Below are 22,360 nucleotides of genomic sequence, written 5' to 3' on the forward strand. Positions count from 1 at the left end.
TATGCAGTTACGTTTAGGTTTAACCCTTGCACTTTCAGTATTGAGTTTAGCAGGTTGCAGTTCACTGGCGGTGAGCAACAAATCTTTGAACTATAAAGAGACAGCAACCCTCGAACCACTACAATATCCTGAAGGGTCAATGGTTCGCCCTGCGACGCCACTGTATCCAGCACCAACGGTTGAACCTTTAGCGATTCAACATGCACCAAAGCTTGAAAATCGCAAAGGCAACCGTTTTGCTTTACCTCGCCCAGATGTTGCTGCACCCAACAGCGCAGCACCTGCTTCTTCTGAACAAAGCACTGTGGTAGGTCGCCCTCAATTACTAACTGATGGAAATCAAAATCCATTGCTCAAAATTGATGGAAATTCTGATACAATTTGGCAGTATACACTTGCCACGCTCAGCAGCCTGAACCAGAACATCGTGGGTCAAAGTAAAAACCGTTACGAAGTAACGCTTAAAATTGATCAACAGATCTACCTACTCCGACTCACTTCTGTAGGTTCAAGTCATAATTTGGCAGTGTTTAATGTCGATAACAGCTTTGCAGATCAACAAAAAGCTGCAGAACTGTTAACCCAGATTTACCAAAACTGGCCGGCCTAGATCACACTAGGCATTTTTTTTTGCAAAAGGTTCCCCCATGTTAAAACAAACCTTGCTCTATACTGGTAAAGCGAAATCTGTGTATGAAACAGATAGTCAAGACCATCTGATTTTAGTCTTTCGTGATGATGCCTCTGCGTTCAATGGCGAAAAAATCGAACAACTAGATCGTAAAGGCAAGGTGAACAACCGTTTTAACGCCTTTATCATGGAGCAACTGGCTGCTGCTGGCATTGAAACTCACTTTGAAAAATTACTTTCTCCAACAGAAGTGTTGGTAAAGAAATTAGACATGATTCCTGTGGAATGTGTTATTCGTAACTACGCAGCGGGTTCACTCTGCCGTCGCTTAGGTGTTGAAGAAGGTAAAGAACTTACTCCTCCAACGTTCGAATTATTCTTCAAAGATGATGCGCTTGGCGATCCAATGGTGAATGAATCTCAAGCCATTGCTTTAGGTTGGGCAACTGCTGCACAACTTGAAAAAATGAAAGAACTCACTTACCAAGTGAATGATGTGCTTAAAGCATTATTCGACAAAGGCAACATGATTTTGGTTGACTTCAAACTTGAGTTTGGTGTGTTCCATGACCGTATCGTATTGGGTGACGAATTCTCTCCAGACGGTTGCCGTCTATGGGATAAAGACACCAAGAAAAAACTCGACAAAGACCGTTTCCGCCAAGGTTTAGGTGGTGTGGTTGAAGCTTACGAAGAAGTTGCTGCCCGTATTGGCATCAACCTTTCAGACATCTAATTCGGTCTGAAACTTCGAACTAAAAAACCGAGCCCCTAGGCTCGGTTTTTTTATATCGATATGAATTGCATGATGCTACGTTAAAAATTTCTTACAGAGCAAAAAATCTAAAACTCTGATCTTGCTTGCCTGTTATAAAAATTCATTCAAGTCATCAATTTATGGCTTTATCCCTACACACGTAAATCTTTGCTAATGTCTATCAGCAGTGAACTGGTAATCGAGGAAATAGAAGAATGCTATTTAAGACATCAGTCTGAAATTTTACTTCAATTCTTAAGACAAGCTAAATTTGCCTTTATTTTTAATCTCAGTATGGCAATTGCATTATTCATCACAGTTTTACCTGTATATTTTTTAATTCATCACCTTACCGCACGAATGCATCCCCTCCACTTTTATCAATAAAGAATTTCTTTAGAAAAACTGTAAAAAAAAGCAGCAATCGTGTAAGCCATAGCGCACAAAGCTTCCCGATTTTTTCCACTATGTGCTGTGCGCTGTTTTAAATATGATGAAAGATTGCGAATAGGATGTTGCAATACAAAATTATTCTGGCCCGTAAAAAGTACCAAATTTCCACCATTACAAAGGTGTAAAGCTGAATAAATCACCAATAAATGGAAATTTTGGTATATATGTTGCTTTTATTTCAAAGCAAAAGGTGGAGTAAATTTGTCTTCCTCTTATTTTTTGAAATTTGATTTTTTACGGATGCTAATATTTACGATGAAAAGCTGGCAAAAGAAAGTATTACTTTCAACGACGTTAATGCTGACAGCGCTTGGCAGCACGGTGCAGGCCAAAGAATGGAAAGTCATTCGTTTCGGTACAGAATCTGCCTATGCCCCTTTTGAATATAAAACTCCTGACAACAAGTTGGTGGGTTTTGACATCGACCTAGGTAATGCCATTTGCGCCAAATTAAAAGCCAAATGTGTCTGGGTGGAAAACTCTTTTGACGGGATGATTCCTGCACTCAAAGCGAAAAAGTTCGATGGTATTTTGTCTTCAATGACCGTTACGGCGGATCGCTCAAAACAAATTGCTTTCAGTAATAAAATTTACAACACCCCAACCCGCATGGTCGCGAAGAAGGGTTCTCCATTAGTGCCAAGCCCTGCATCTTTAAAAGGGAAGCGTGTGGGCGTGCAACAAGGCACCATTCAAGAAAGTTATGCAAAAGCCTATTGGGCACCTAAAGGTGTCAATGTAGTGCCTTATCCAAACCAAGACGTGCTTTACCAAGACATGGTGTCTGGGCGTCTAGATGCAACATTACAAGATGCCATTATGGTGGATGGTGGCTTCCTTAAATCACCAAAAGGCAAAGGATTTGGCTTTGCGGGTGGCAACGTGGTCGATGCCAAAACCCTTGGCGTAGGTGCAGCCATTGGCTTGCGTAAAGAAGATGCTGATCTGAAAAAAGCCATTGATGGTGCTTTAGCAGCCATTATTGCCGATGGAACATACAAAAAACTCGAGAAAAAATACTTCTCCTTCAGTATTTATTGATGACAAAAATGTCGGTTTTAAACCGACATTTTTTATATATGACTGAATTTCATCAATATTCTATTTATAGTTTTTGCTCGGAGTAGATGAGTATGTTTTTGTCTGGTTATGGTCCCGTGTTGCTTGAAGGCGCTTGGATGACCATACAGCTTGCATTGTTATCGCTATTACTATCCATCATGATTGGATTAGTGGGTGCAAGTTCTAAACTCTCTAGTCTTAAAATTGTCCGCTATGTTGCGACAGCCTACACCACGCTCATTCGAAGTGTTCCCGATCTGGTCATCATGCTGCTGCTATTTTATAGCCTGCAACTGGGACTAAACTCGATTACTGAATCACTGCAAATGGAACAAATTGATATTAATCCATTTGTTGCAGGCGTGATTACCTTGGCATTTATTTATGGCGCGTATTTCACCGAAACGTTTCGGGGTGCATTTCAAGCGGTACCCAAAGGACAAATTGAAGCTGCTTATGCCTATGGCATGACTTCATTTCAAGTCTTTCGTCGCGTTTTGTTTCCGCAAATGATGCGTTTTGCCTTACCCGGTATTGGCAATAACTGGCAAGTCCTGATTAAAGCCACCGCACTGGTCTCACTGATTGGCTTAACCGATATTGTGAAAATTACCCAAGATGCGGGTCGTAGCACCATGCAGGTGTTTTATTTCAGCGTGATTGCCGCGATGATTTATCTTGCGATCACCACCATTTCGAATTTAATTTTGATGTGGTTAGAACGTCGTTACTCGGTTGGCGTGAAAAAGGGGCAACTATGATTGAAATTCTTCAACAATATTGGCAGTCATACCTTTGGACCGATGGTTTTCAAATGACAGGCGTGGCCATGACCGCATGGTTATTGGTGCTTTCAATTGCGATTGGCTTTGTCTTGGCTGTTCCTCTGTCGATTGCCCGTGTATCAGAAAATCCTTTTTTACGCCTGCCTGTTTGGTTATACACCTATGTATTTCGAGGCACGCCACTCTATGTACAACTACTGATTATTTACACCGGGATTTATAGCTTCGATTATATTCATGCCCACGAGCATCTGGATGAATTCTTTCGCGAGGGACTCAACTGTACCATTCTGGCTTTTGCACTAAATACCGCAGCGTATACCACGGAAATTTTTGCAGGTGCGATTCGCTCTATTCCGTACGGCGAAATTGAAGCAGCCAAAGCCTTTGGCATGTCTCCGTGGAAACGTTATACCCGTATTATTATTCCATCCATGTTACGCCGTGCATTGCCATTTTATGGTAATGAAGTCATTTTAATGCTGCATGCCACCACCATTGCCTTTACTGCGACCGTGCCTGATATTTTGAAAATTGCACGAGATGTGAATGCGGCAACCTATGCCACGTTTGATGCTTTTGGCATCGCAGCCATCTTATATGCATGTTTGGCATTTATCTTGATTTGGATCTTTCGTAAATTGGAACAACGTTGGTTGGCATTCTTAAAACCGTCGAATCATTAGGAGAAACATAGATGGAAAACTCAGCAAAACTGGTGATTCGTGATTTACATAAAACCTTCGGGGACAATGAAGTCCTAAAAGGTGTATCCCTGAATGCTAACGCAGGCGATGTCATTAGTATTATTGGTTCTTCAGGTTCAGGAAAAAGTACCTTCCTCCGCTGCATCAACTTCTTAGAACAACCGAGTCAAGGTTCCATTCAACTGAATGGCGAGCAACTCAATACTGTGCTAGACAAATCAGGTAACTTAAAAGCGACCAGCCCAAAACAGTTACAGAAAATGCGCACCCAACTGATGATGGTGTTTCAACATTTTAATTTATGGTCACATATGACCGTACTGGAAAACATCATTGAAGGTCCCATTCATGTTTTGGGTTTAAAACGTGCCGAAGCTGAAGAGCGTGCGCGTAAATACTTAAGAAAAGTGGGGCTGGCTGAAAGTGTAGAAACTAAATATCCATCCTTCTTATCAGGTGGGCAACAACAACGGGTAGCGATTGCACGTGCATTGGCGATGGAACCCGAAGTGATGTTGTTTGATGAGCCGACCAGCGCTTTAGACCCTGAACTGGTGGGTGAAGTGTTAAAAGTGATGCAAAGTCTGGCAGAAGAAGGTCGAACCATGATTGTAGTGACCCATGAAATGGGCTTTGCTCGGCATGTCTCCAACCATGTGATTTTCTTGCATCAAGGCAAAATTGAAGAACAAGGTGACCCGAAAGAAGTCTTGATCAATCCCAAAAGTGAACGACTCAAACAGTTCCTTGAAGGCAATTTTAAATAAATGCTTTGTAGGTTACAGCTTACAAAGATTCAGGAAGATGTCTTCTAGATCAGGTTGAATATTTTTCATATGATGGGGACATAGAGAACAGGATGTTCCAAAACATAAAACAATAATGATAAGTGACACCATCAGGATGTGAGGTACGACAGGAGTTATACCTAAGCAGCGCATACGAAAAAGCCCGACAGGATGTCGGGCTTTTTTATTTTGACTAAACAGTATTATTGCTGCTGCTGTTCTTGCATCCAACGGCGCTGCTGTAAACGCTCACCTTCAACTTCACGTTTATTACGCGCAGATTCGTACAGCTTGGTACCTTTCAATTCTGGAGGCAAATATTCTTGCATTACAAAATGCTCAGGGTAATTATGCGGATATAAATAGTCCATCCCATAGCCTTGCTGTTTCATGAGTTTGGTTGGTGCATTACGTAAATGTAACGGCACAGGCAAATTTGCTGTTTTTTCCGCCAAATCCAGCGCTTTATTTATTGCCAGATAAGTACTGTTACTTTTGGCACTGGTCGCCAAATACACGGCACATTGTCCTAAAATAATTCGTGCTTCAGGCATGCCCACGGCTTGAACCGAACGGAAACACTCTCCAGCCAACAGCAAGGCATTCGGATTAGAATTGCCTATATCTTCCGAAGAGGCAATCAGCATGCGACGCGCAATAAATACGGGGTCTTCTCCGCCCTTCAGCATCCGTGCCATCCAATATAAAGCCGCATCGGGATCACTGCCACGAATCGACTTAATAAAGGCCGACACCAAGTCATAATGCTGTTCACCCGATTTGTCATATCGCGCAATATTTTGCTGTGCAACACGCACGACAATGGCATTGGTGATGATATTTTCAACATCTGCTTCAAAGGTACTGGCTATTAGATCGAGTAAATTCAGTGCCTTACGTGCATCTCCTGCGGCAAACTGCAACAAGGCATCAAATTCTTCAATTTGAATAAAGCGTTGTTTTAAAAAAGTATCTTGTTGTATCGCACGTCGAATCAGCTCCTGAATGGCCTCATTGCTGAGCGCATTTAAGGTATAGACCTGACAACGTGACAATAAGGCGCTATTGACTTCAAAGGAAGGATTTTCTGTGGTCGCACCAATCAACGTAATCTTGCCCTTTTCCACCGCATTCAATAAAGCGTCTTGCTGTGATTTATTGAAACGGTGAATTTCATCAATAAACACCACAGGGGTCAGCAAATCACCACTTTCTGCAATGATTTCTCGTAGTTCTTTTACACCCGTATTTAACGCCGACAGACTGACAAAGGGACGATCCACTGCTTGTGCCAACAGCAAGGCAATCGTGGTTTTTCCTACACCTGGTGGTCCCCAGAAAATAATCGACGGTAAATGCCCTTGATCAATCATCTGACGTAATGGTGCTTGCGCTCCCAATAAGTGATCTTGCCCAATAATTTCAGACAAATCACGAGGACGAAGACGTTCTGGAAGCGGAATCTGAGTGTCTGACATACGGTTATTTCAGCCAATGAAGGTGGTTCTAGTCTACACTGGAATGCCAAGCAGACAGAATAGCTGAATGCTGAAGATCCCATTAGAATAGACGGTAATTTAAAATATCCAACAATGATGCTGCAAACATTTGTCCATGACTGAAATTTGGATAAAGCAACAGTTTGCTTTGTACCCCTTGCTGTGCAAAATGGGCAATCACATCACGATTCTCTTGCACAGTTTTCGGATTAAAATTTGGGCTTGTTGTCGCAGGATGATGTTGTGCTAAATCCCCTTCCATAATCCATAAAGACTGAGTTTGACCACTCGGGGCTGCCTTAATTTGCATATTTTTCAGAATACGACCATCTGCCCACGACAAAGAGGGACTCGCGGCAAAATAATGGCTGAAGTATCGAGGGTGCATCAGACTATCCAATACAAATACCCCCCATAAGAATGTCCCCATAAAGCTTGGCGTTGAGGATCTAATTTGGCTTGTCCAGCCACCCAAGGCTGAATTTGGTTGAATAACACTTCACGAAAATGTGCACTGCCGCCACTTAAACGCTCAGGTTGGCGGGGATCTGCTGTAATTTTTCCAGTTTCATCCGCTGGCGTATAGTCCAAAGCACGTGCTGCTGTATAAAAAGGCAAGTTGGTGTCATAGCCAATAGCAACCAAAACGGGTGCTTCATGCGTTGCCAATTGCCGTAATAGATCTTCAGACAAATAAGACATCGCCGAATTACCATCGAGCATGAATAATGCAGGAGAGACTGCCGCTGCTTGGCGCGGAAGACCTAACCAGACTTTATAACGACGTTGCTGATCGGCCGATTGGAAATACTTCACCTGAAACTGATAGTAGGCGGAGCCTTGTTCAGCAATATTGGCTTTTAAGGGGGTCAAATTCGGTTTTGCCTGTACTTGTGCATGCATCATCAAGCTAAAGCCACATACCAGCAACAATGCAGACTTGCATGAGAAATGAAACATGACCAGACCTCAAAGACCCACAAAAGAGATCAAAGATTACATGTATTAAGAATCATTATCAATTAAAGCTTGTTATTTTATCTGTGGGTTAACGTACCCAACGCACAATATATTCATCAATCTGTTCTTCATCGACTTCTGTTTCAGAGATACAACGACCTGCTGCCGACTTTCTGGCTTTAATGACACTCTGCCGTGAACCTGTATTTAAATAATGCCATGAAGGTAAACTTTTCCCTTCATTTAAACGTCGATATGCACAACTCGCAGGCAACCAATGAATCTGTCTTAATTTCTCTGGCGTTAGTTGAATACAATCTGGGACATATTGCAAACGCTCAGGATAGTTACTACAACGCGCGGTTGTACAATCCAATAGCTTACAGGCCACTTTGGTATACGCGACTTCTTGCGTATCTTCATCCTCTAATTTCACCAAACAGCACAAACCACAACCATCGCATAAAGCCTCCCACTCTTGAGCATTTAGGGCTTCAAGCGGATATTTTTTCCAGAACTGTGATCTTAATTCACTAGACATATTTGGCAAAAAGTTAAAATAACCCGACCATTATATCAATAATTTTCGGTAACAATGCAGTAATCTCTTTTACGTTAAATCATAGACTTACTTTAATAGATGAACACTTTTTAGACAAAAGCGCAACATTTCCACGCACATTGCAGTTCTATACTGAACACAAGACAACAACAACATGGAGAATACTTATGTTCCGTTGGGCTATTATTTTTGCAGTGATTGCATTAATTGCGAGCTTACTCGGCTTTGGTGGTGTTGCAGGACTATCCAAAGACTTTGCAGTGATTTTATTGGTCGTTGCCGTCATTTTAGCCATTATCGGCTTTATTTCTCGAGGGAAAGCTTAGAATACGGTCATCAAATGTATCTCAAAAAAAGAAGGAATATTCCTTCTTTTTTTATGCCGTAATGTGCAATCTAAACCATCAAAATCCAGACTACTGTTCAGGTTTTTTATTTTCAACCCATCAAGACTCCTTATAAATAATATTTTAATTTCATTTACTTATTGTTTTAAACCTACATCTAAAGATGTTTTTTTACACTTCTTAACCGCCATGACGTCATTTTTTTAAAATCATGGATTATTTTATGCTTTAATCATTCAATTCTCGTACTCAATAATACTAAGGACAAAAGGATGACCACCAACATTCAAACCCGTGAAATCGAATATACTGCCGCAGATGGTACGCGCTTAATTGGATATTTTGCAGCACCAAACACTGCTGAACCTGTTGCAGGGATTTTGGTCGCACCTGAATGGTGGGGGCGCAATGAATATACAGAACAACGCGCACGTGAACTGGCAGAACATGGCTATGCGGCCTTCGCCATTGATATGTATGGCAATAAAAATGTGACCACGTCTGCGGCGCAAGCCAATGAATGGATGATGCAAACCTTTCAAGCGCCAGACACCATTGTGACTCGTGCGTCAGCAGGTTTAGCCACTTTGGCGGCACAAACTGAGGTAAATGCAGATAAACTAGCTGCAATTGGCTTCTGTTATGGGGGTAAAGTTATGCTCGATTTAGCACGTTCTGGTGCTGAACTGAAAGCTGTCGTGACCTTCCACGCCAACCTGTCTGCACAAACCCCAGCGCAAGCAGGTCAGGTCAAAGCTGAAGTTTTGGTCTTACATGGCGAACTCGACAGCATGGTTAGCTTAGATGATGTCGCGCATTTCCGTGAAGAAATGTATGCGGCTCAAGTTCCGCATGAAGTGATCGTGTTTGAAGATGCAAAACACGGGTTCAGTAACCCGCAAGCAGATGAAAGAGCCAAAGCCAATGGTGTAGACTTAGGCTATAATGCTGAAGCGGAACGACAAGGGCTTGAAGCCATGTATGAACTACTCCAACGTCGTTTGGCTGAATAAAAAATAGAACCGTGGATGTTGGCTTGATCCAATATCATTTTTTGAATTTGAATGCTTTTTTTAAGAGGATGAGATAATGACTGAGAACAACTGCCCCTACTGCAATTTCGATGAGTTTGATATCATTGATAAAAATGAGTTTGGTGTAATTCTACCTGAGCCAAATGCACTTTCTAAAGGACATTGCGTCATTATCCCTCTACGCCATGTCAGCTCATTCTTTGATGTTACCGACAAAGAACGTAAAAGCTTAATGACACTTTTAGAATTGGCGCGCAATGAACTCCAGCTTCGTCATCAACCCACAGGTTTTCATGTTGGCTTTAACGATGGCTCGGTATTTGGTGAAGCATCTGAACATTTGCACATCCACATTATCCCTCGTTACGATGACCAACCGCTAAAACTCGATGCACGTTGGGGGATGTTAAGCGAAGCTTAATCCTGTACTTTAAAAAAAAATGATGCGATGGCATCATTTTTTTATGCCGAAATTTGCTGCTCTCGCGACGCAAAAAACAGTACGGCTCCGCTATACTAAGTCGCTTGAAATTGTATAGAGTTCACATGTCTTCGTTTTCTTTCTCAGATGCCCTATTAGACTGGTTCGATCTGCATGGTCGACATGACCTGCCTTGGCAAGTAGCGGACAATCCCTACCAAGTTTGGGTTTCCGAGATTATGTTGCAACAGACACAGGTCAAAACCGTACTGCAATATTTTGAGCGCTTTGTACAACGCTTCCCTACTGTCGAAGATTTAGGCCGTGCCTCTTGGGATGATGTTGCGCCTTACTGGGCAGGTTTAGGCTACTATGCCCGTGCGCGTAACCTACACAAAGCCGCAGCAATTGTGGCACAGCAAGGTCATTTCCCTAGCAACTTAGAAGATTGGATCGCTTTGCCAGGTATTGGGCGCTCCACCGCGGGTGCATTAATGTCCTTGGGACTTCGCCAATATGGCGTGATTATGGATGGCAATGTAAAACGCGTGCTCGCCCGTTTCTTTGCCATTGAAGATGATCTTAGCAAACCTGTACATGAACGTGCCCTGTGGCAACTGGCAGAACAACTTTGCCCAGAACAACGCAATCATGACTATACCCAAGCCATCATGGACTTAGGGGCAACCATCTGTACCCCGAAAAAACCGTTGTGTTTGTATTGCCCGATGCAGCAACACTGTAAAGCCCATCAACAAGGTTTAGAAACAGAACTGCCCTATAAGAAACCCAAGAAAGCCGTTCCTGTGAAATCGGCACAAGTCATGGTATTGCAGTGCCAAGATCAATGGCTGTGGTTACAACGCCCAAATACTGGGTTGTGGGGCGGACTCTGGAGTCTACCCATCTATGAAGACAGTGCTGAATTGAGCCAAACCACACAAATGTTAGGTCTAAAACCAAACAGCAATAGTGCGCAAATCTCACATAGTTTTACTCATTTTACTTGGTTACTTGACGCGATTTGTTTCCACGTGGAACCAGAACAAAAAGAGCATATTGCAATTGAACTCTCAGGTACATGGTACACGCCACAAAAAGCTACACAAATGGGGCTGCCTACTGCCATGAAAAAATTGATCTCTGCCTTATAGATATGACATAGTCTGAAACTGAAAGTTTAGCTTCTTGAAAATCACAATAATCAAAAGGAAAAATTGTGCTTCGTCAGTTTGCGATTAGCAGTTTAACAATCAGTTTTTTGGTACTCACTGCCTGTACTTCGACACCCAAGAAAACAGGCTCTGGGCTGCCGCTCTCTACCGTTCAAGACCTACAACGCACACCGCTTAAATCGAACTTACCCATTCCTGTACAAAATATTAAAACTAAACAATTGACCGATACATGGGGTGCTTCACGCAGTCAGGGACGTCGACATGAAGGTATCGACATTATGGCTCCACGTGGAACCAAAGTGTATAGCACTACCGATGGATTAATTGCTGACTTACGTGATAACAATTTGGGTGGTAAAGTAATTTGGGTGTTGGGGCCAAGTGGCTCTTGGCATTATTATGCACACTTAAATGAGCATAAACGCGGACTGGCTATTGGAGATTATGTCAAAAAAGGCGATCTGATTGGCTATGTAGGCAACACCGGAAATGCTCGACATACTGCACCCCATCTGCATTATGGCATCTATTTAGAAGGCAAAGGTCGCGGTGCGGTCAATCCTTTTCCATATTTACGTTAATTTTTTTTAGGAAATACACATGTCTGAAGTGTTGATGAATCGTCTGGTTGAATTTGCAGAATCAGGCAATCAACAAAAAATTGTAGTTGCAGGACAAAGCTATCAGGGCTGGGTCATGGAAATTACCGAAGATGCCCTGTTGATTAGTACAGGTTTTGCAGACAAATCAGGCAAAGATTTCTGGATTTCATTTAACGAGCTACAACAAGCAAACTTATCCTACTGGGACAATAAAACGGATCAGTGGATAGACTTCACCTTATAAATCGACAACAACATAGAGAGGAACAATGAATAAACAACGCTGTGGCTGGTGTACCGAGGATCCTCTCTACATTGCCTATCATGATCATGAATGGGGACAACCTGTGCATGATGAGCAACATTTATTTGAAATGCTTTGTCTCGAAGGACAGCAAGCGGGTCTGTCTTGGATTACTGTACTGAAAAAACGGGAAAGCTATCGCCAACATTTTTTTCAGCATCCGATTCAACAGATTGCTGAGCTGAGCGATGCCGACCTAGAAGCCAAATTACAAGATGCTGGACTCATTCGACACATTGGCAAACTACAAGCCATTCGAGAGAATGCACGCGCTTGGCAAAGCCTAAAACAACAAGAAAATGTCGTGGATTGGTTATGGGGTTTTGTCAGCCATAAACCTATTTTGAATGCTGTACCGAACTATAAAACGGCACCTGCACAAACGGACATTAGCCAACAGATGTCTAAGGCCTTAAAGAAAAAAGGCTTCAAGTTTGTGGGGCCAACGACCTGTTATGCCTTTATGCAAGCCGTGGGTATGGTCGATGATCACGAAGATGATTGCCCCGCCAAAAATACAACAAAATAGTCCCCCATAAAAATAGAGGATGCCATCATGAGTAATAATCTGATCAATAGCTATGCCGCCCTCCACGCAGGCGAGGCACTGGTACCCTTTCAATTTGATGCGGGTGAACTTCAAGCCCATCAAGTTGAAATTAAAGTGGAATATTGTGGACTCTGTCATTCAGATGTTTCAGTAATTGACAACGAATGGCGTAATTCTGTTTACCCTGTGATCGCAGGACATGAAGTCATTGGCACCATCTTAAGAATGGGTTCAGAAGCCAAAGGACTACAGATCGGTCAACGTGTAGGTTTAGGTTGGACGGCGGAAAGCTGCCAATACTGTGATCAATGTGTGGCAGGACAGCCTGTATTATGCAGCAGTGGCAGTACCGCCACCATTGTGGGTCATGCGGGTGGCTTTGCAGATAAAGTGAGGGCGGCATGGCAATGGGTGATTCCGCTGTCTGAAGATTTAGACCCTGAAAGTGCGGGTCCTCTGCTCTGTGGCGGGATTACCGTATTTGACCCTTTACTCAAACATCATATCCAAGCCACTCATCATGTCGGTGTAATCGGTATTGGTGGTTTGGGACATATGGCAATTAAATTACTCAAAGCATGGGGCTGTGAAATAACAGCCTTTACCTCAAGTCTAGACAAGACCGATGAACTCAAAGCCATGGGCGCAGACCATGTGGTGAATAGTCGAGATAGTGCCGCGCTAAAACAACAACAAGGTAAATTTGATCTGTTGCTCAGCACCGTCAACGTTACACTAGACTGGCGTGCTTACCTCACAACTTTAGCACCGAATGGTACAGCACATATGCTGGGTGTGCCTCTGGAACCCATGCCAATTTCAGTCGGTTCCCTCATTGCAGGGGCAAAATCAGTGACTGGCTCACCGACAGGTTCACCTGCTGCATTACGTCAACTGCTCAAGTTCGCTGCACGTAAAAACATTGCGCCACAAATTGAATTGTACCCAATGTCACAACTGAATCAGGCGATAGAGCGTTTGCACTCAGGCCAAGCCCGTTATCGGATTGTGCTTCAAGCCGACTTCGAATCAAGCGCAACATAATCCAATTGTCGCCGAGTCCAACTCGCCAAGCATTCAATTGCTTGGCGGATCTCGGTGGATAATTCATGACCCGCATTTAAGCGTATGCAATTTTTATAACGCTGCTCTTCTCCAAACACAATGCCGGGCACAATACTGATACCTTGCTGTTGCGCATAATGGTACATATCCAAACTATGAATGGTTTCAGGCAACTGTAACCACAGGGCATAGCCTCCTTTGGGCTGATTCAAGCGAATCTCGATACCCGAAAAAGCCTGAATTAAAAATTGCCGATATTGCTCGACTTGCTGCATTAAACTCGGTTTTAACCGATTCAAATGCTCTCGATAGGCGCGGCTATAAATTAGATCAGCCAAGCCCAATTGCAAGGGAGTATTCACCGCAACATGTCGAGTCAGAAGTTGTACCCGTAAATAGTTTAAACGTGACGGCATGCAAAACCACCCCACCCGATAAGCAGTAGATAAGGATTTGGAAACCGAGCCACAGTAAATGACATAACCCTGTTGGTCCCAGTATTGAATTGGAAGTGGGCGTTTTAAATCAAAACTGCATTCGGCATAAATATCATCTTCAATGACATAACACTGATATTGGGCTGCTAACTGGGCAATTTTCTCTTTTTCTGTAGGGCTTAAACAAAAGCCTAAAGGGTTCTGAAAATTGGCTGTGAGTAAGCAGGCTTTGGCTCCCGAATCACGCATCGCCTGTTCAAATCGATTCAGGTCAAAGCCATTGGCATGCGCTGGAACTTCCACAATTTTACGATTCAGACTCGCCAAGAGTTGCAACTGCCCATTAAAGTTGGGTGTCGGTACAATAATGCTATCGCCTTCTTGGGTCAGGGTTTGAATCACCACCGACAAAGCGGGCATACAACCATTGCTGATATAAATATCTTCAGCTGCCATGTAAATGCCATCTTCTGCCCAATGTGCCGACAAAGCCTCTCTTAAACGTCGATGTCCCTGTTTATCACTATAGAGAAAATCTTCAGGTTTACTGTGTTTCAGCGCACGGTGAATGGAACGGCGGAGTGCCTCTACAGGCACTAAATTCGGTGACAGTTGAATAGCCCCCAAATGAATCATTTGATCATGAATGGAGGCCTCTTGAATTTCAATTTGCAGTTCTAAATTAGAAACGTCTCGCGCCGTCACCGCAAAATCGACATGCTGTGGCACGGCCACCGCCAAAGCTTGTGGTTGCACAAAGTAACCTGCTTGAGGTTTTGCCGTAATTAAACCTTGTGCTTCTAACAGCTCATAACAGCTTTTGGCGGTGTTGAGGCTGACCTGTTGCGACTGAGCAAACTGACGCAACGAACTCAAGCGCTGCCCTGCCCCCAATTCTCCCGCATAAATTTTCTGTGCTAACTGGTGTGCCAAATCACGATACTGGATGCCCATCACTGTACTCATTTTTTAATGTATTTTGTATCTGTAACCAAGAATACACCTTATCTATGCTAGGGGTACAGTTCATTTTTATTTGGGGAAATCAACATGTATCGTCTTAGTCTCGTCCTATTGACCCTATCTCTTGCGGCCTGCCAACCAAGTACATCCGTTTGGCAACAACAACATGATTTTATTTGTCAGTCTTTAATTGAAGGCTTTTTGAAAGCATCTGGACAGCAAAACTTTGAATTGAACCAGAAAAGCGATGTCATGGATAGCGTCATCCCGCAACGCCTGTTTAGCTATCAATCTGGCTCAACCCGCACTACCTTAATTGGTGAAACACAGCGTAAAGAGTTACGCTTTGTCTGTTGGAACGATGCACAACATTTTGCAATTGCACAACATGATCCGAACCATGCACCACGACAAGCCTTGCTCACCGTACAACTTCACTTACCCAAAACTACAGATACATGGCAAGTTTCTGCGCCAAAAACTCGATAAACAAGCGAACCCGTTTCGGTAAGTGTTCTTGTTGATAGTACACCGCATGGATTTTTTGATATTGCAGTTCAATCTGATCTTCAAACAGCGCCACCAAACGTCCTGCACGGAGATCATCTTGGACCAAAAAACGCGACAAACAGGTAATCCCAACACCGTTCAGCACCAACTGACGTACGGTTTCCCCATTCGATGCCTTGATTTTTGGATGAATATTAAGATGTTGTCCCTGTAACCTTAATGGCCAAGTATTTAAATGGGTGGGCTGGGTAAAGCCAAGCAAGGGGTGCTGCAACAACTGCTCAGGCTGGTTGGGCACGCCATGTTGGGCCAAATAATCAGGACTGGCCACAATATACAACCGGCTGCGACAAAGTAATTTGGCATGCAAACTGGAATCGTTTAACTCGCCAAAACGAATCGCCACATCGGTTTTATGTTCCAGCAAATCAATAATCTGATCATGATTATTCAATTCAATTTCAATCTTGGGATATTGCTGCATGAACTCTTGAATCAGCGGCACAATCACATGCAGTACGAAAGGCGTCGCAGAATCGATCCGAATGAGACCTGAAATATCATGATCAGATTTTAATAACGCATCTTCAGCTTCGGTCAAATCATTCAAAATCTTACGCGATTTTTCCAGAAACAACTGCCCTTCTTGCGTCAGTTTCAACTTACGCGTAGTCCGTTCTAGCAGAGTCACATTGAGTTTGCTTTCCAAACGCTGCAAGGCACGACTAACACCCGATGTGGTTTGTCCTAATTGCTCCGCAGCTTTCACAATCGAGCCACTTTCGACAATCTGGACAAAAGTATTTAATTCTTCAATGGTCGATTTCATCGTCATTTTATTGATTATTGGTCAACAATATTTTGCAAATTCCTAGATTTTTCCACAACAGTTATTTCAGCAAAATAACTCCATCTTTAAAAAAGTTCGGTTGAGAAAAACATGATTGTTCCAAAAATGGGAATGGGTACCTTTCGCTTGACGGGTGCAACAGTAATTGACGCGGTTCAGACTGCACTTGAGGTCGGCTATCGTGCCATTGATACGGCACAAATTTATGGCAATGAAGCTGAAATTGGTCAAGCCATTGCCAACAGTGGCGTACCACATCATGAATTATTTTTGACCACCAAAATCTGGACTGAAAATTACGCTCCAGAGCAACTGATTCAGAGCTTAAAACAGAGCTTGAAAAAGTTAGGTACGGATGCAGTAAATTTGACTTTAATCCACTGGCCTGCGCCACAACTGGGGGTTCAAATTGAGGAAGTCATGCAAGCCTTGCTGCATGCCAAGCAATTAGGATTGACTGAACATATCGGGATTTCTAATTTTAATATTGCCCTGACCGAGCAAGCAATTAACAGTATTGGACTGGAGCATATTGCCACCAATCAAATTGAACTGAGTCCTTATTTACAAAATCGTCGCTTGGTCAGTTATCTGCAACAGCAACAGATTGATGTGAGCTCTTACATGACTTTGGCCTATGGCAAAGTGCTGCAAGAGCCTGTCTTACAGGCTCTTGCCCAGCAAATCAATGCCAGTCCCGCACAAGTGGCATTGGCATGGGCGCTGCAACAAGGTTATGCCGTCATTCCATCTTCTACACAACGGACGCATTTGTTAGCAAATTTAAAAGCCCAAGATTTACAGCTCACTCCAGAACAGATACAGGCTATTGCTGAACTCGACAGAAACTCACGTGAGGTCAATCCTGAACAACTCGCTCCCGAGTGGGACTAGGGCAATCAAATGAAAGTGAATTACCCCTTATTGGCGCTGGCGATTGGCGCCTTTGCTATTGGAACCACTGAATTTTCCCCCATGGGCTTTTTACCTGAAATTGCCCGTGATCTGAGTATTTCTATTCCACAAGCAGGTATGCTCATCAGTGCCTACGCCATTGGAGTGATGTTGGGTGCTCCACTGATGACCCTATGGTTTAGCCGTTATTCCAAACGGCGTGCCCTGATCCTGCTCATGGTCATTTTCACACTAGGCAACCTGCTGGCTTATTTTGCCCACAGTTATTCCAGCTTAATGCTGGCACGCATCTTGACCAGCTTAAATCATGGTGCTTTCTTTGGGATTGGTTCTGTGGTCGCCGCCAGTGTGGTGCCCAAAGAGAAACAAACCAGTGCCGTCGCAGCCATGTTTATGGGACTGACTCTGGCCAATATTGGTGGTGTTCCCTTCGCCACTTGGGTGGGACAACATATTGGTTGGCGCATTGCTTTTCTGGGCATCACACTCCTGGGGGTAATCACCATGCTGTCTCTCTGGAAAGCACTACCCGAAGGTCAACCCAGTGCTCAGCCTAACATTACTCAAGAACTCAAAGTACTCAGTCGCTTACCTGTGGTTTTGGCTTTATCGACCACGGTCATGAGCTCAGGCGCAATGTTCACACTGTATACCTACATTGCCCCCAGTTTGCAAAACTTCACTCAAGCTACACCAAGCCTGATCACCTTGATGTTGGTTCTGGTTGGGATTGGCTTTTCAATTGGCAATCATTTTGGGGGCAAATTCGCAGATCGCTCACTGGATCGGACGCTATTGGGTTTTCTCAGCCTACTCAGCATCATGATGTTACTGTTTCCATGGTTGGCACAAACCACATTTGGCGCAGCCATTGCATTAATCCTCTGGGGTGCAGCAGCCTTTGCCGTTGTTCCACCCTTACAAATGCGCGTTATGTCGGTTGCACATGAAGCCTCTGGACTGGCCTCTTCGGTCAATATTGGCGCCTTTAATTTAGGCAATGCCTTGGGTGCACTGGCGGGTGCCAGCGTACTCAGTTTTGGACTCAGCTATACGGCGGTGTCTTGGATCGGTGCACTATTAAGTGGTCTAGCCTTGCTGTTGGTCGGCTTACAAAAAATGTTACTGAACCAACAGCTTGTACAAAGCCAAACACAAAAAATAGAGCCTCAATGTCTTGAACACTAAATCCATGTCGATTTTAACATCATATTGACTAGCGTAATGCGATTGGCAAAGCTGCATAATTCCGCGGTTTTGCCAATTCATCCTTCATCTTCAACAACATTTGATACGGCTGCTGTTCAACAAATAGATTCACAGCGCTTAACGGAATAGAGCCTTCAGGATCAGCATAGCCATAGGTCGAGACTTTCACTTTCTGCTTCCCCAGTTTCTGAAAAGTCCAGTCGCCTTCATAACGGGTTAAACGAACATAGTCGGGATTCAGCGGATAGCCTTGATTCACAGCCTTATTTTGAATATGAATCAGCCCTTGCGCATCTTTACTCATTTTCCCCTTTACCACCAAATCTCGGTCTTTTAAAGGAAAGGGAAAATCCAGCACCATATACAACAGAAACTCCCCTTTGCTGTCATCACGAGACAATACCTTGACACTGCCCATATAAGGCACCCATTTGGGCGCTTGTTCCACATCCAAAATCAGGGCAGTGGCCTTTTCAATCGGCACATCAAAATGGGTTTCGGCTTTATATAACACCACAGGGTTTGCATTGTCTTGGTAAGTCCAAACCTTAATATTCTGTTTGTTAATACTGAGTTTGGCATTGTCGATAGACTTGGCCTGTGCTGTAGCAAACAAGGCTACAGCACAGCAAGTGATCAGTTTTATTTTCATTTAATTCAGCTTCTTATTTTAATTTTATGCAAATGTTTTCGCAAATTCAGGCCGTGTTTTATACCTGAATATCGTTAAAACCTAGTACATCTTTCATGTCATATTTACGTGCGTCACGCCCAACCACCCATGCTGCGGCACGGACTGCACCCGAAGCAAAATTCATGCGGTTGGTGGCTTTGTGAGTAATTTCTACACGCTCACCTTCACCAATAAACATGGCAGTGTGTTCACCCACAATATCACCGCCACGAATGGTTTGAAAACCAATGCTTTGACGTTCACGTGGACCGGTATGACCTTCACGGCAATACACAGCATCTTGTTTCAAGTCACGACCTAAAGCATCTGCAATGGCTTCACCCATCATTAAAGCTGTACCCGATGGTGCATCAACTTTATGGCGGTGATGCGCTTCAATGATCTCAATATCGACTGTATCGCCAAAGACTTTTGATGCCAGTTCCAATAATTTAATCGATACATTCACGCCGACAGAATAGTTAGCTGCATAAACGACTGGCGTATGAGTTGATGTTTCATCAAGAAGAGCTTTCTGCTCATCATTCATGCCTGTGGTGCCAATGACCATAGCAACACCCGCGTCACGGCACAGTTTCAAGTGCTGTTCGGTGGCAACAGGCGCAGTAAAATCAATCACCACATCACATACAGGTAAGATTTCTTGCAGACTGCCCACAATCTTCACGCCAATGTTACCAATGCCTGCAAGCTCACCTGCATCTGAACCCACTAAACTGCTTTCTGGTCGCTCAACCGCAGCGGCCAATTGATAACCCGCTTGTTGTACCGCCTGAATCAGAATGCGACCCATACGACCGCCTGCACCCAATACCCCAATGCGTGGACTTGTAGACATAATCCGTTCCTAATTTCGAATTTAAAAATTGCCTTTACTATAACAAAACTCTGGAACACGACTAAGTTGTAATCTAAATTTTTCGCAAAAAACTTGGTCGAATCGATTTAAACTTCAAATTGCTCAATCTCAGCACATCGAGATAGTGAAGAATTAGATCATGGTGTGGGTTTATATCGAAAAAAATCTTTAAAAATGAAAATGAAGCCTCTGGTTTTTCACACAAGTTACATCTTGTTTAAGCAGACTAGCCGTCACGAATCATCAAGATAAAAATTGTCAGGAGACTTTCTATGCATTCGAAAAAAATAATACTCGCTTTACTGTGTACTGTTGCTGCTCATGTTTATGCTGAACCTGCTGCCCAATCTGGCGACAGTATTGACAGTTTGGCAGGGGTTAAAATTATGACCACCGTTAATGGTCAACCTGGAAGCCTTGCTGAACGCATGGCAACGAAAGCTACTCAAGCATCTGTGAGTACTACGCAACAACCCGCGGAAGAAACCGTGAGTGTCGAAGCGATTGATGCACCTATTGCACAATAACAATCGACATAAAAAAGGGCATGTTTTACATGCCCTTTTTTTCATTGGTTTAACGTGAATTAATCAAACAAACCAAAGAATGATTTCTTCTTCGGAGAAGAGTTATTTTCTTCACCATCTAAAGTCACTTGCAGTTCTTTCAACAGTTCACGTTGACGCGCTGTCAAGTTCACAGGCGTTTCTACCACAATACGGCAGAGTAAATCACCCTGCATGCTGGTACGGACAGGTTTAACCCCTTTACCACGCAAACGGAACATTTTTCCAGTTTGTGTGCCTTCAGGAATTTTCAAACTGACGCGACCTTCCAAGGTTGGAATCTCGATTTCTTTACCCAAAGCAGCATCTGCAATGCTCACAGGCACATCCATATACAGGTCTGCACCATCACGTTGGAAAATTTCGTGCTCACGTACCACAACTTCTACGTATAAGTCGCCAGATTGACCATCACGGATGGCTTCACCTTTACCACTTAAACGCACGCGATCGCCGTTGTCTACCCCAGCAGGGATGGTTACTTCTAGAGTTTGCTGACGGTCGGAAACACCTGAACCATGACATTTCTGGCAAGGATTTTTAATAATCTTGCCTTGTCCACGACAGGTACCACAAGTTTGCTGTACCGAGAAGAAACCTTGCTGCATACGCACTTGACCTGCACCATGACAGGTTTTACAGGTTTCTACATCATTCGGATTTTTAGACCCTTTACCATCACAACTTTCACATGGTGCTGGCGCTGTAAAAGTAATGGTCTTTTTCACCCCTTTTACCGCTTCTTCTAAGGTGAGTTCCATGACATAACGTAAGTCAGAACCACGGCGTTGGCGCTGCTGACCGCGACCGCCACCACCAAATGCTCCACCGAAAATATCACCAAACTGGCTGAAAATATCTTCTGCACTGAACCCGCCGAAGCCACCTCCACCTCCGCCACCGAAACCGCCTTCAAATGCACCATGACCCATACGGTCATACATGCTGCGCTTTTCGCTGTCGGAAAGAATTTCATACGCTTCTGAAGCTTCTTTAAACTTTTCTTCAGCTTCAGGGTTGTCTGGGTTGCGGTCCGGATGATATTTCATCGCCAACTTACGGTAGGCTTTTTTAATTTCATCATCACTAGCGGTTTTAGCGACACCTAAAACCTCATAATAATCACGTTTAGCCATGGCTGGCGATGCTCCTCACGGAATTTCATTTCATACTGAATAATGCTCTGAAATTGGGGGCGAAGCGTGATTTTACAAGGGCAAAATATTTAAAAAATTACAAATTTTAAAAAACTGCTTTATTTTTTATAAACTTAGAAAGGCCTTTAATCCAAGCATTCAGCAAATATAGAAAGGCAATCAGTCCGAATACCACACCAGCAACGGTACACCCTGTGACCCAAAGTGCACTATTCCAAGTGAAAAAACATAAAGGAATAAACCACAAGGCAGCAAATAAACTGAGTACAGTATAAATAATGATATTTCGCATGACCCAAAAGGCTTGGGCTTGTAACCAGACTTCAGTATCGACTTGGGTCACTTTACGGGCAAACCAATAAGCAAACAAACCGCTAATGACGGTAAATAATGCCAAAAACATGAAGACATAAGAAATCGCGATAGAGCGGCGAAACTTGGTTAAACTGTCTTGCTTCATGTGTGATTAAACCTCATTACTACATCTGTGATTTT

The 22,360-nt window shown here is 43.4% G+C and carries 26 protein-coding genes and 1 pseudogene; 18 read left to right on the plus strand and 9 right to left on the minus strand.

Annotation, left to right across the window (positions count from 1 at the left end; genetic code table 11):
• Window position 1: 1 nt before the first annotated feature.
• The 6 genes from E0H87_RS15210 to E0H87_RS15235 all read left to right on the plus strand — a co-directional run bounded on the left by E0H87_RS15210 (window position 2) and on the right by E0H87_RS15235 (window position 5,162).
• On the plus strand, window positions 2–610 hold the full coding sequence (locus E0H87_RS15210) for a lipoprotein-34 precursor (NlpB) (protein WP_131324371.1): 609 nt from the start codon (window positions 2–4) through the stop codon (window positions 608–610).
• Window positions 611–647: 37 nt separating this feature from the next.
• Window positions 648–1,367 (plus strand): phosphoribosylaminoimidazolesuccinocarboxamide synthase, encoded by a 720-nt coding sequence (gene purC / locus E0H87_RS15215; protein ID WP_131324372.1) that lies wholly within the window; start codon window positions 648–650, stop codon window positions 1,365–1,367.
• Window positions 1,368–2,096: 729 nt separating this feature from the next.
• Window positions 2,097–2,882, plus strand: coding sequence for an ABC transporter substrate-binding protein (locus E0H87_RS15220; RefSeq protein ID WP_131324373.1), 786 nt, complete (start codon window positions 2,097–2,099; stop codon window positions 2,880–2,882).
• 92 nt (window positions 2,883–2,974) lie between these two features.
• The gene (locus tag E0H87_RS15225) at window positions 2,975–3,664 is read left to right on the plus strand and encodes an ABC transporter permease (RefSeq protein WP_131324407.1); all 690 of its coding nucleotides are present in this window, start codon (window positions 2,975–2,977) and stop codon (window positions 3,662–3,664) included.
• On the plus strand, window positions 3,661–4,374 hold the full coding sequence (locus tag E0H87_RS15230) for an ABC transporter permease (protein WP_131324374.1): 714 nt from the start codon (window positions 3,661–3,663) through the stop codon (window positions 4,372–4,374). Before E0H87_RS15225 ends, E0H87_RS15230 begins: the two co-directional genes overlap by 4 nt.
• Window positions 4,375–4,385: 11 nt before the next feature.
• Window positions 4,386–5,162 (plus strand): ABC transporter ATP-binding protein, encoded by a 777-nt coding sequence (locus E0H87_RS15235; RefSeq protein WP_131324375.1) that lies wholly within the window; start codon window positions 4,386–4,388, stop codon window positions 5,160–5,162.
• A 224-nt stretch (window positions 5,163–5,386) separates the two neighbouring features.
• Here E0H87_RS15235 and E0H87_RS15240 read toward each other — a convergent pair whose 3' ends face one another.
• The 3 genes and pseudogenes from E0H87_RS15240 to E0H87_RS15250 all read right to left on the minus strand — a co-directional run bounded on the left by E0H87_RS15240 (window position 5,387) and on the right by E0H87_RS15250 (window position 8,183).
• Window positions 5,387–6,661: a replication-associated recombination protein A gene (locus E0H87_RS15240; RefSeq protein WP_131324376.1), complete on the minus strand. Its 1,275-nt coding sequence runs from the start codon at window positions 6,659–6,661 to the stop codon at window positions 5,387–5,389.
• Between the two features lie 82 nt (window positions 6,662–6,743).
• Window positions 6,744–7,642: pseudogene (locus tag E0H87_RS16365) on the minus strand (alpha/beta hydrolase).
• 88 nt (window positions 7,643–7,730) lie between these two features.
• On the minus strand, window positions 7,731–8,183 hold the full coding sequence (locus E0H87_RS15250; RefSeq protein WP_131324377.1) for a YcgN family cysteine cluster protein: 453 nt from the start codon (window positions 8,181–8,183) through the stop codon (window positions 7,731–7,733).
• 188 nt (window positions 8,184–8,371) lie between these two features.
• On the opposite strand from E0H87_RS15250, the gene E0H87_RS15255 reads away from it, so the two are divergent.
• The 8 genes from E0H87_RS15255 to ahr all read left to right on the plus strand — a co-directional run bounded on the left by E0H87_RS15255 (window position 8,372) and on the right by ahr (window position 13,684).
• Complete coding sequence (locus E0H87_RS15255; RefSeq protein ID WP_016168908.1) at window positions 8,372–8,530, plus strand: DUF1328 domain-containing protein; 159 nt, start codon at window positions 8,372–8,374, stop codon at window positions 8,528–8,530.
• A 293-nt stretch (window positions 8,531–8,823) separates the two neighbouring features.
• Window positions 8,824–9,564 (plus strand): dienelactone hydrolase family protein, encoded by a 741-nt coding sequence (locus tag E0H87_RS15260; RefSeq protein ID WP_131324378.1) that lies wholly within the window; start codon window positions 8,824–8,826, stop codon window positions 9,562–9,564.
• A 76-nt stretch (window positions 9,565–9,640) separates the two neighbouring features.
• Window positions 9,641–10,006 (plus strand): HIT family protein, encoded by a 366-nt coding sequence (locus E0H87_RS15265; RefSeq protein ID WP_131324379.1) that lies wholly within the window; start codon window positions 9,641–9,643, stop codon window positions 10,004–10,006.
• A gap of 125 nt (window positions 10,007–10,131) precedes the next feature.
• Window positions 10,132–11,160 carry an A/G-specific adenine glycosylase gene (gene mutY, locus E0H87_RS15270; RefSeq protein WP_131324380.1) on the plus strand — a complete coding sequence of 343 codons (1,029 nt, stop codon included), beginning with the start codon at window positions 10,132–10,134 and terminating at the stop codon, window positions 11,158–11,160.
• A gap of 65 nt (window positions 11,161–11,225) precedes the next feature.
• Window positions 11,226–11,765 (plus strand): M23 family metallopeptidase, encoded by a 540-nt coding sequence (locus E0H87_RS15275; RefSeq protein ID WP_131324381.1) that lies wholly within the window; start codon window positions 11,226–11,228, stop codon window positions 11,763–11,765.
• 19 nt (window positions 11,766–11,784) lie between these two features.
• Window positions 11,785–12,030, plus strand: a complete 246-nt coding sequence (locus E0H87_RS15280) for a hypothetical protein (RefSeq protein WP_016168913.1) — start codon at window positions 11,785–11,787, stop codon at window positions 12,028–12,030.
• Window positions 12,031–12,055: 25 nt separating this feature from the next.
• The gene (locus E0H87_RS15285) at window positions 12,056–12,619 is read left to right on the plus strand and encodes a DNA-3-methyladenine glycosylase I (RefSeq protein ID WP_131324382.1); all 564 of its coding nucleotides are present in this window, start codon (window positions 12,056–12,058) and stop codon (window positions 12,617–12,619) included.
• 27 nt (window positions 12,620–12,646) lie between these two features.
• The gene (ahr, locus tag E0H87_RS15290) at window positions 12,647–13,684 is read left to right on the plus strand and encodes an NADPH-dependent aldehyde reductase Ahr (RefSeq protein ID WP_131324383.1); all 1,038 of its coding nucleotides are present in this window, start codon (window positions 12,647–12,649) and stop codon (window positions 13,682–13,684) included.
• Here ahr and E0H87_RS15295 read toward each other — a convergent pair.
• Entirely contained in the window at window positions 13,654–15,096 is a 1,443-nt protein-coding gene (locus E0H87_RS15295; protein ID WP_131324384.1) for a PLP-dependent aminotransferase family protein, read from the minus strand. The genes ahr and E0H87_RS15295 overlap by 31 nt on opposite strands.
• A 96-nt stretch (window positions 15,097–15,192) precedes the next feature.
• Between E0H87_RS15295 and E0H87_RS15300 the strand changes: the two genes are divergently transcribed.
• Window positions 15,193–15,594, plus strand: coding sequence for a hypothetical protein (locus E0H87_RS15300; protein WP_131324385.1), 402 nt, complete (start codon window positions 15,193–15,195; stop codon window positions 15,592–15,594).
• Here E0H87_RS15300 and E0H87_RS15305 read toward each other — a convergent pair.
• Complete coding sequence (locus E0H87_RS15305) at window positions 15,554–16,444, minus strand: LysR family transcriptional regulator (protein ID WP_131324386.1); 891 nt, start codon at window positions 16,442–16,444, stop codon at window positions 15,554–15,556. The genes E0H87_RS15300 and E0H87_RS15305 overlap by 41 nt on opposite strands.
• Window positions 16,445–16,555: 111 nt before the next feature.
• Here E0H87_RS15305 and dkgB point away from each other — a divergent pair, with 111 nt between their 5' ends.
• Together dkgB and E0H87_RS15315 are read left to right on the plus strand one after the other, a co-directional pair.
• Complete coding sequence (dkgB, locus tag E0H87_RS15310) at window positions 16,556–17,359, plus strand: 2,5-didehydrogluconate reductase DkgB (protein ID WP_131324387.1); 804 nt, start codon at window positions 16,556–16,558, stop codon at window positions 17,357–17,359.
• A 9-nt stretch (window positions 17,360–17,368) separates the two neighbouring features.
• On the plus strand, window positions 17,369–18,568 hold the full coding sequence (locus tag E0H87_RS15315; protein WP_131324388.1) for an MFS transporter: 1,200 nt from the start codon (window positions 17,369–17,371) through the stop codon (window positions 18,566–18,568).
• 28 nt (window positions 18,569–18,596) lie between these two features.
• On the opposite strand, the gene E0H87_RS15320 is transcribed toward E0H87_RS15315, so the two are convergent.
• Both E0H87_RS15320 and dapB read right to left on the minus strand, forming a co-directional pair.
• Window positions 18,597–19,241, minus strand: a complete 645-nt coding sequence (locus tag E0H87_RS15320; RefSeq protein ID WP_131324389.1) for an START domain-containing protein — start codon at window positions 19,239–19,241, stop codon at window positions 18,597–18,599.
• A gap of 58 nt (window positions 19,242–19,299) precedes the next feature.
• On the minus strand, window positions 19,300–20,121 hold the full coding sequence (gene dapB, locus E0H87_RS15325; protein ID WP_131324390.1) for a 4-hydroxy-tetrahydrodipicolinate reductase: 822 nt from the start codon (window positions 20,119–20,121) through the stop codon (window positions 19,300–19,302).
• A gap of 293 nt (window positions 20,122–20,414) precedes the next feature.
• Between dapB and E0H87_RS15330 the strand changes: the two genes are divergently transcribed.
• Window positions 20,415–20,669: a hypothetical protein gene (locus E0H87_RS15330; RefSeq protein WP_131324391.1), complete on the plus strand. Its 255-nt coding sequence runs from the start codon at window positions 20,415–20,417 to the stop codon at window positions 20,667–20,669.
• Between the two features lie 59 nt (window positions 20,670–20,728).
• Here the strand turns inward: E0H87_RS15330 and dnaJ are convergent, their stop codons facing one another.
• Window positions 20,729–21,844 carry a molecular chaperone DnaJ gene (dnaJ, locus tag E0H87_RS15335; RefSeq protein ID WP_131324392.1) on the minus strand — a complete coding sequence of 372 codons (1,116 nt, stop codon included), beginning with the start codon at window positions 21,842–21,844 and terminating at the stop codon, window positions 20,729–20,731.
• Window positions 21,845–21,950: 106 nt separating this feature from the next.
• Window positions 21,951–22,325 (minus strand): hypothetical protein, encoded by a 375-nt coding sequence (locus tag E0H87_RS15340; protein ID WP_131324393.1) that lies wholly within the window; start codon window positions 22,323–22,325, stop codon window positions 21,951–21,953.
• Window positions 22,326–22,360 lie beyond the last annotated feature (35 nt).

Source organism: Acinetobacter sp. ANC 4178, assembly GCF_004331175.1.
Lineage (GTDB): Bacteria > Pseudomonadota > Gammaproteobacteria > Pseudomonadales > Moraxellaceae > Acinetobacter.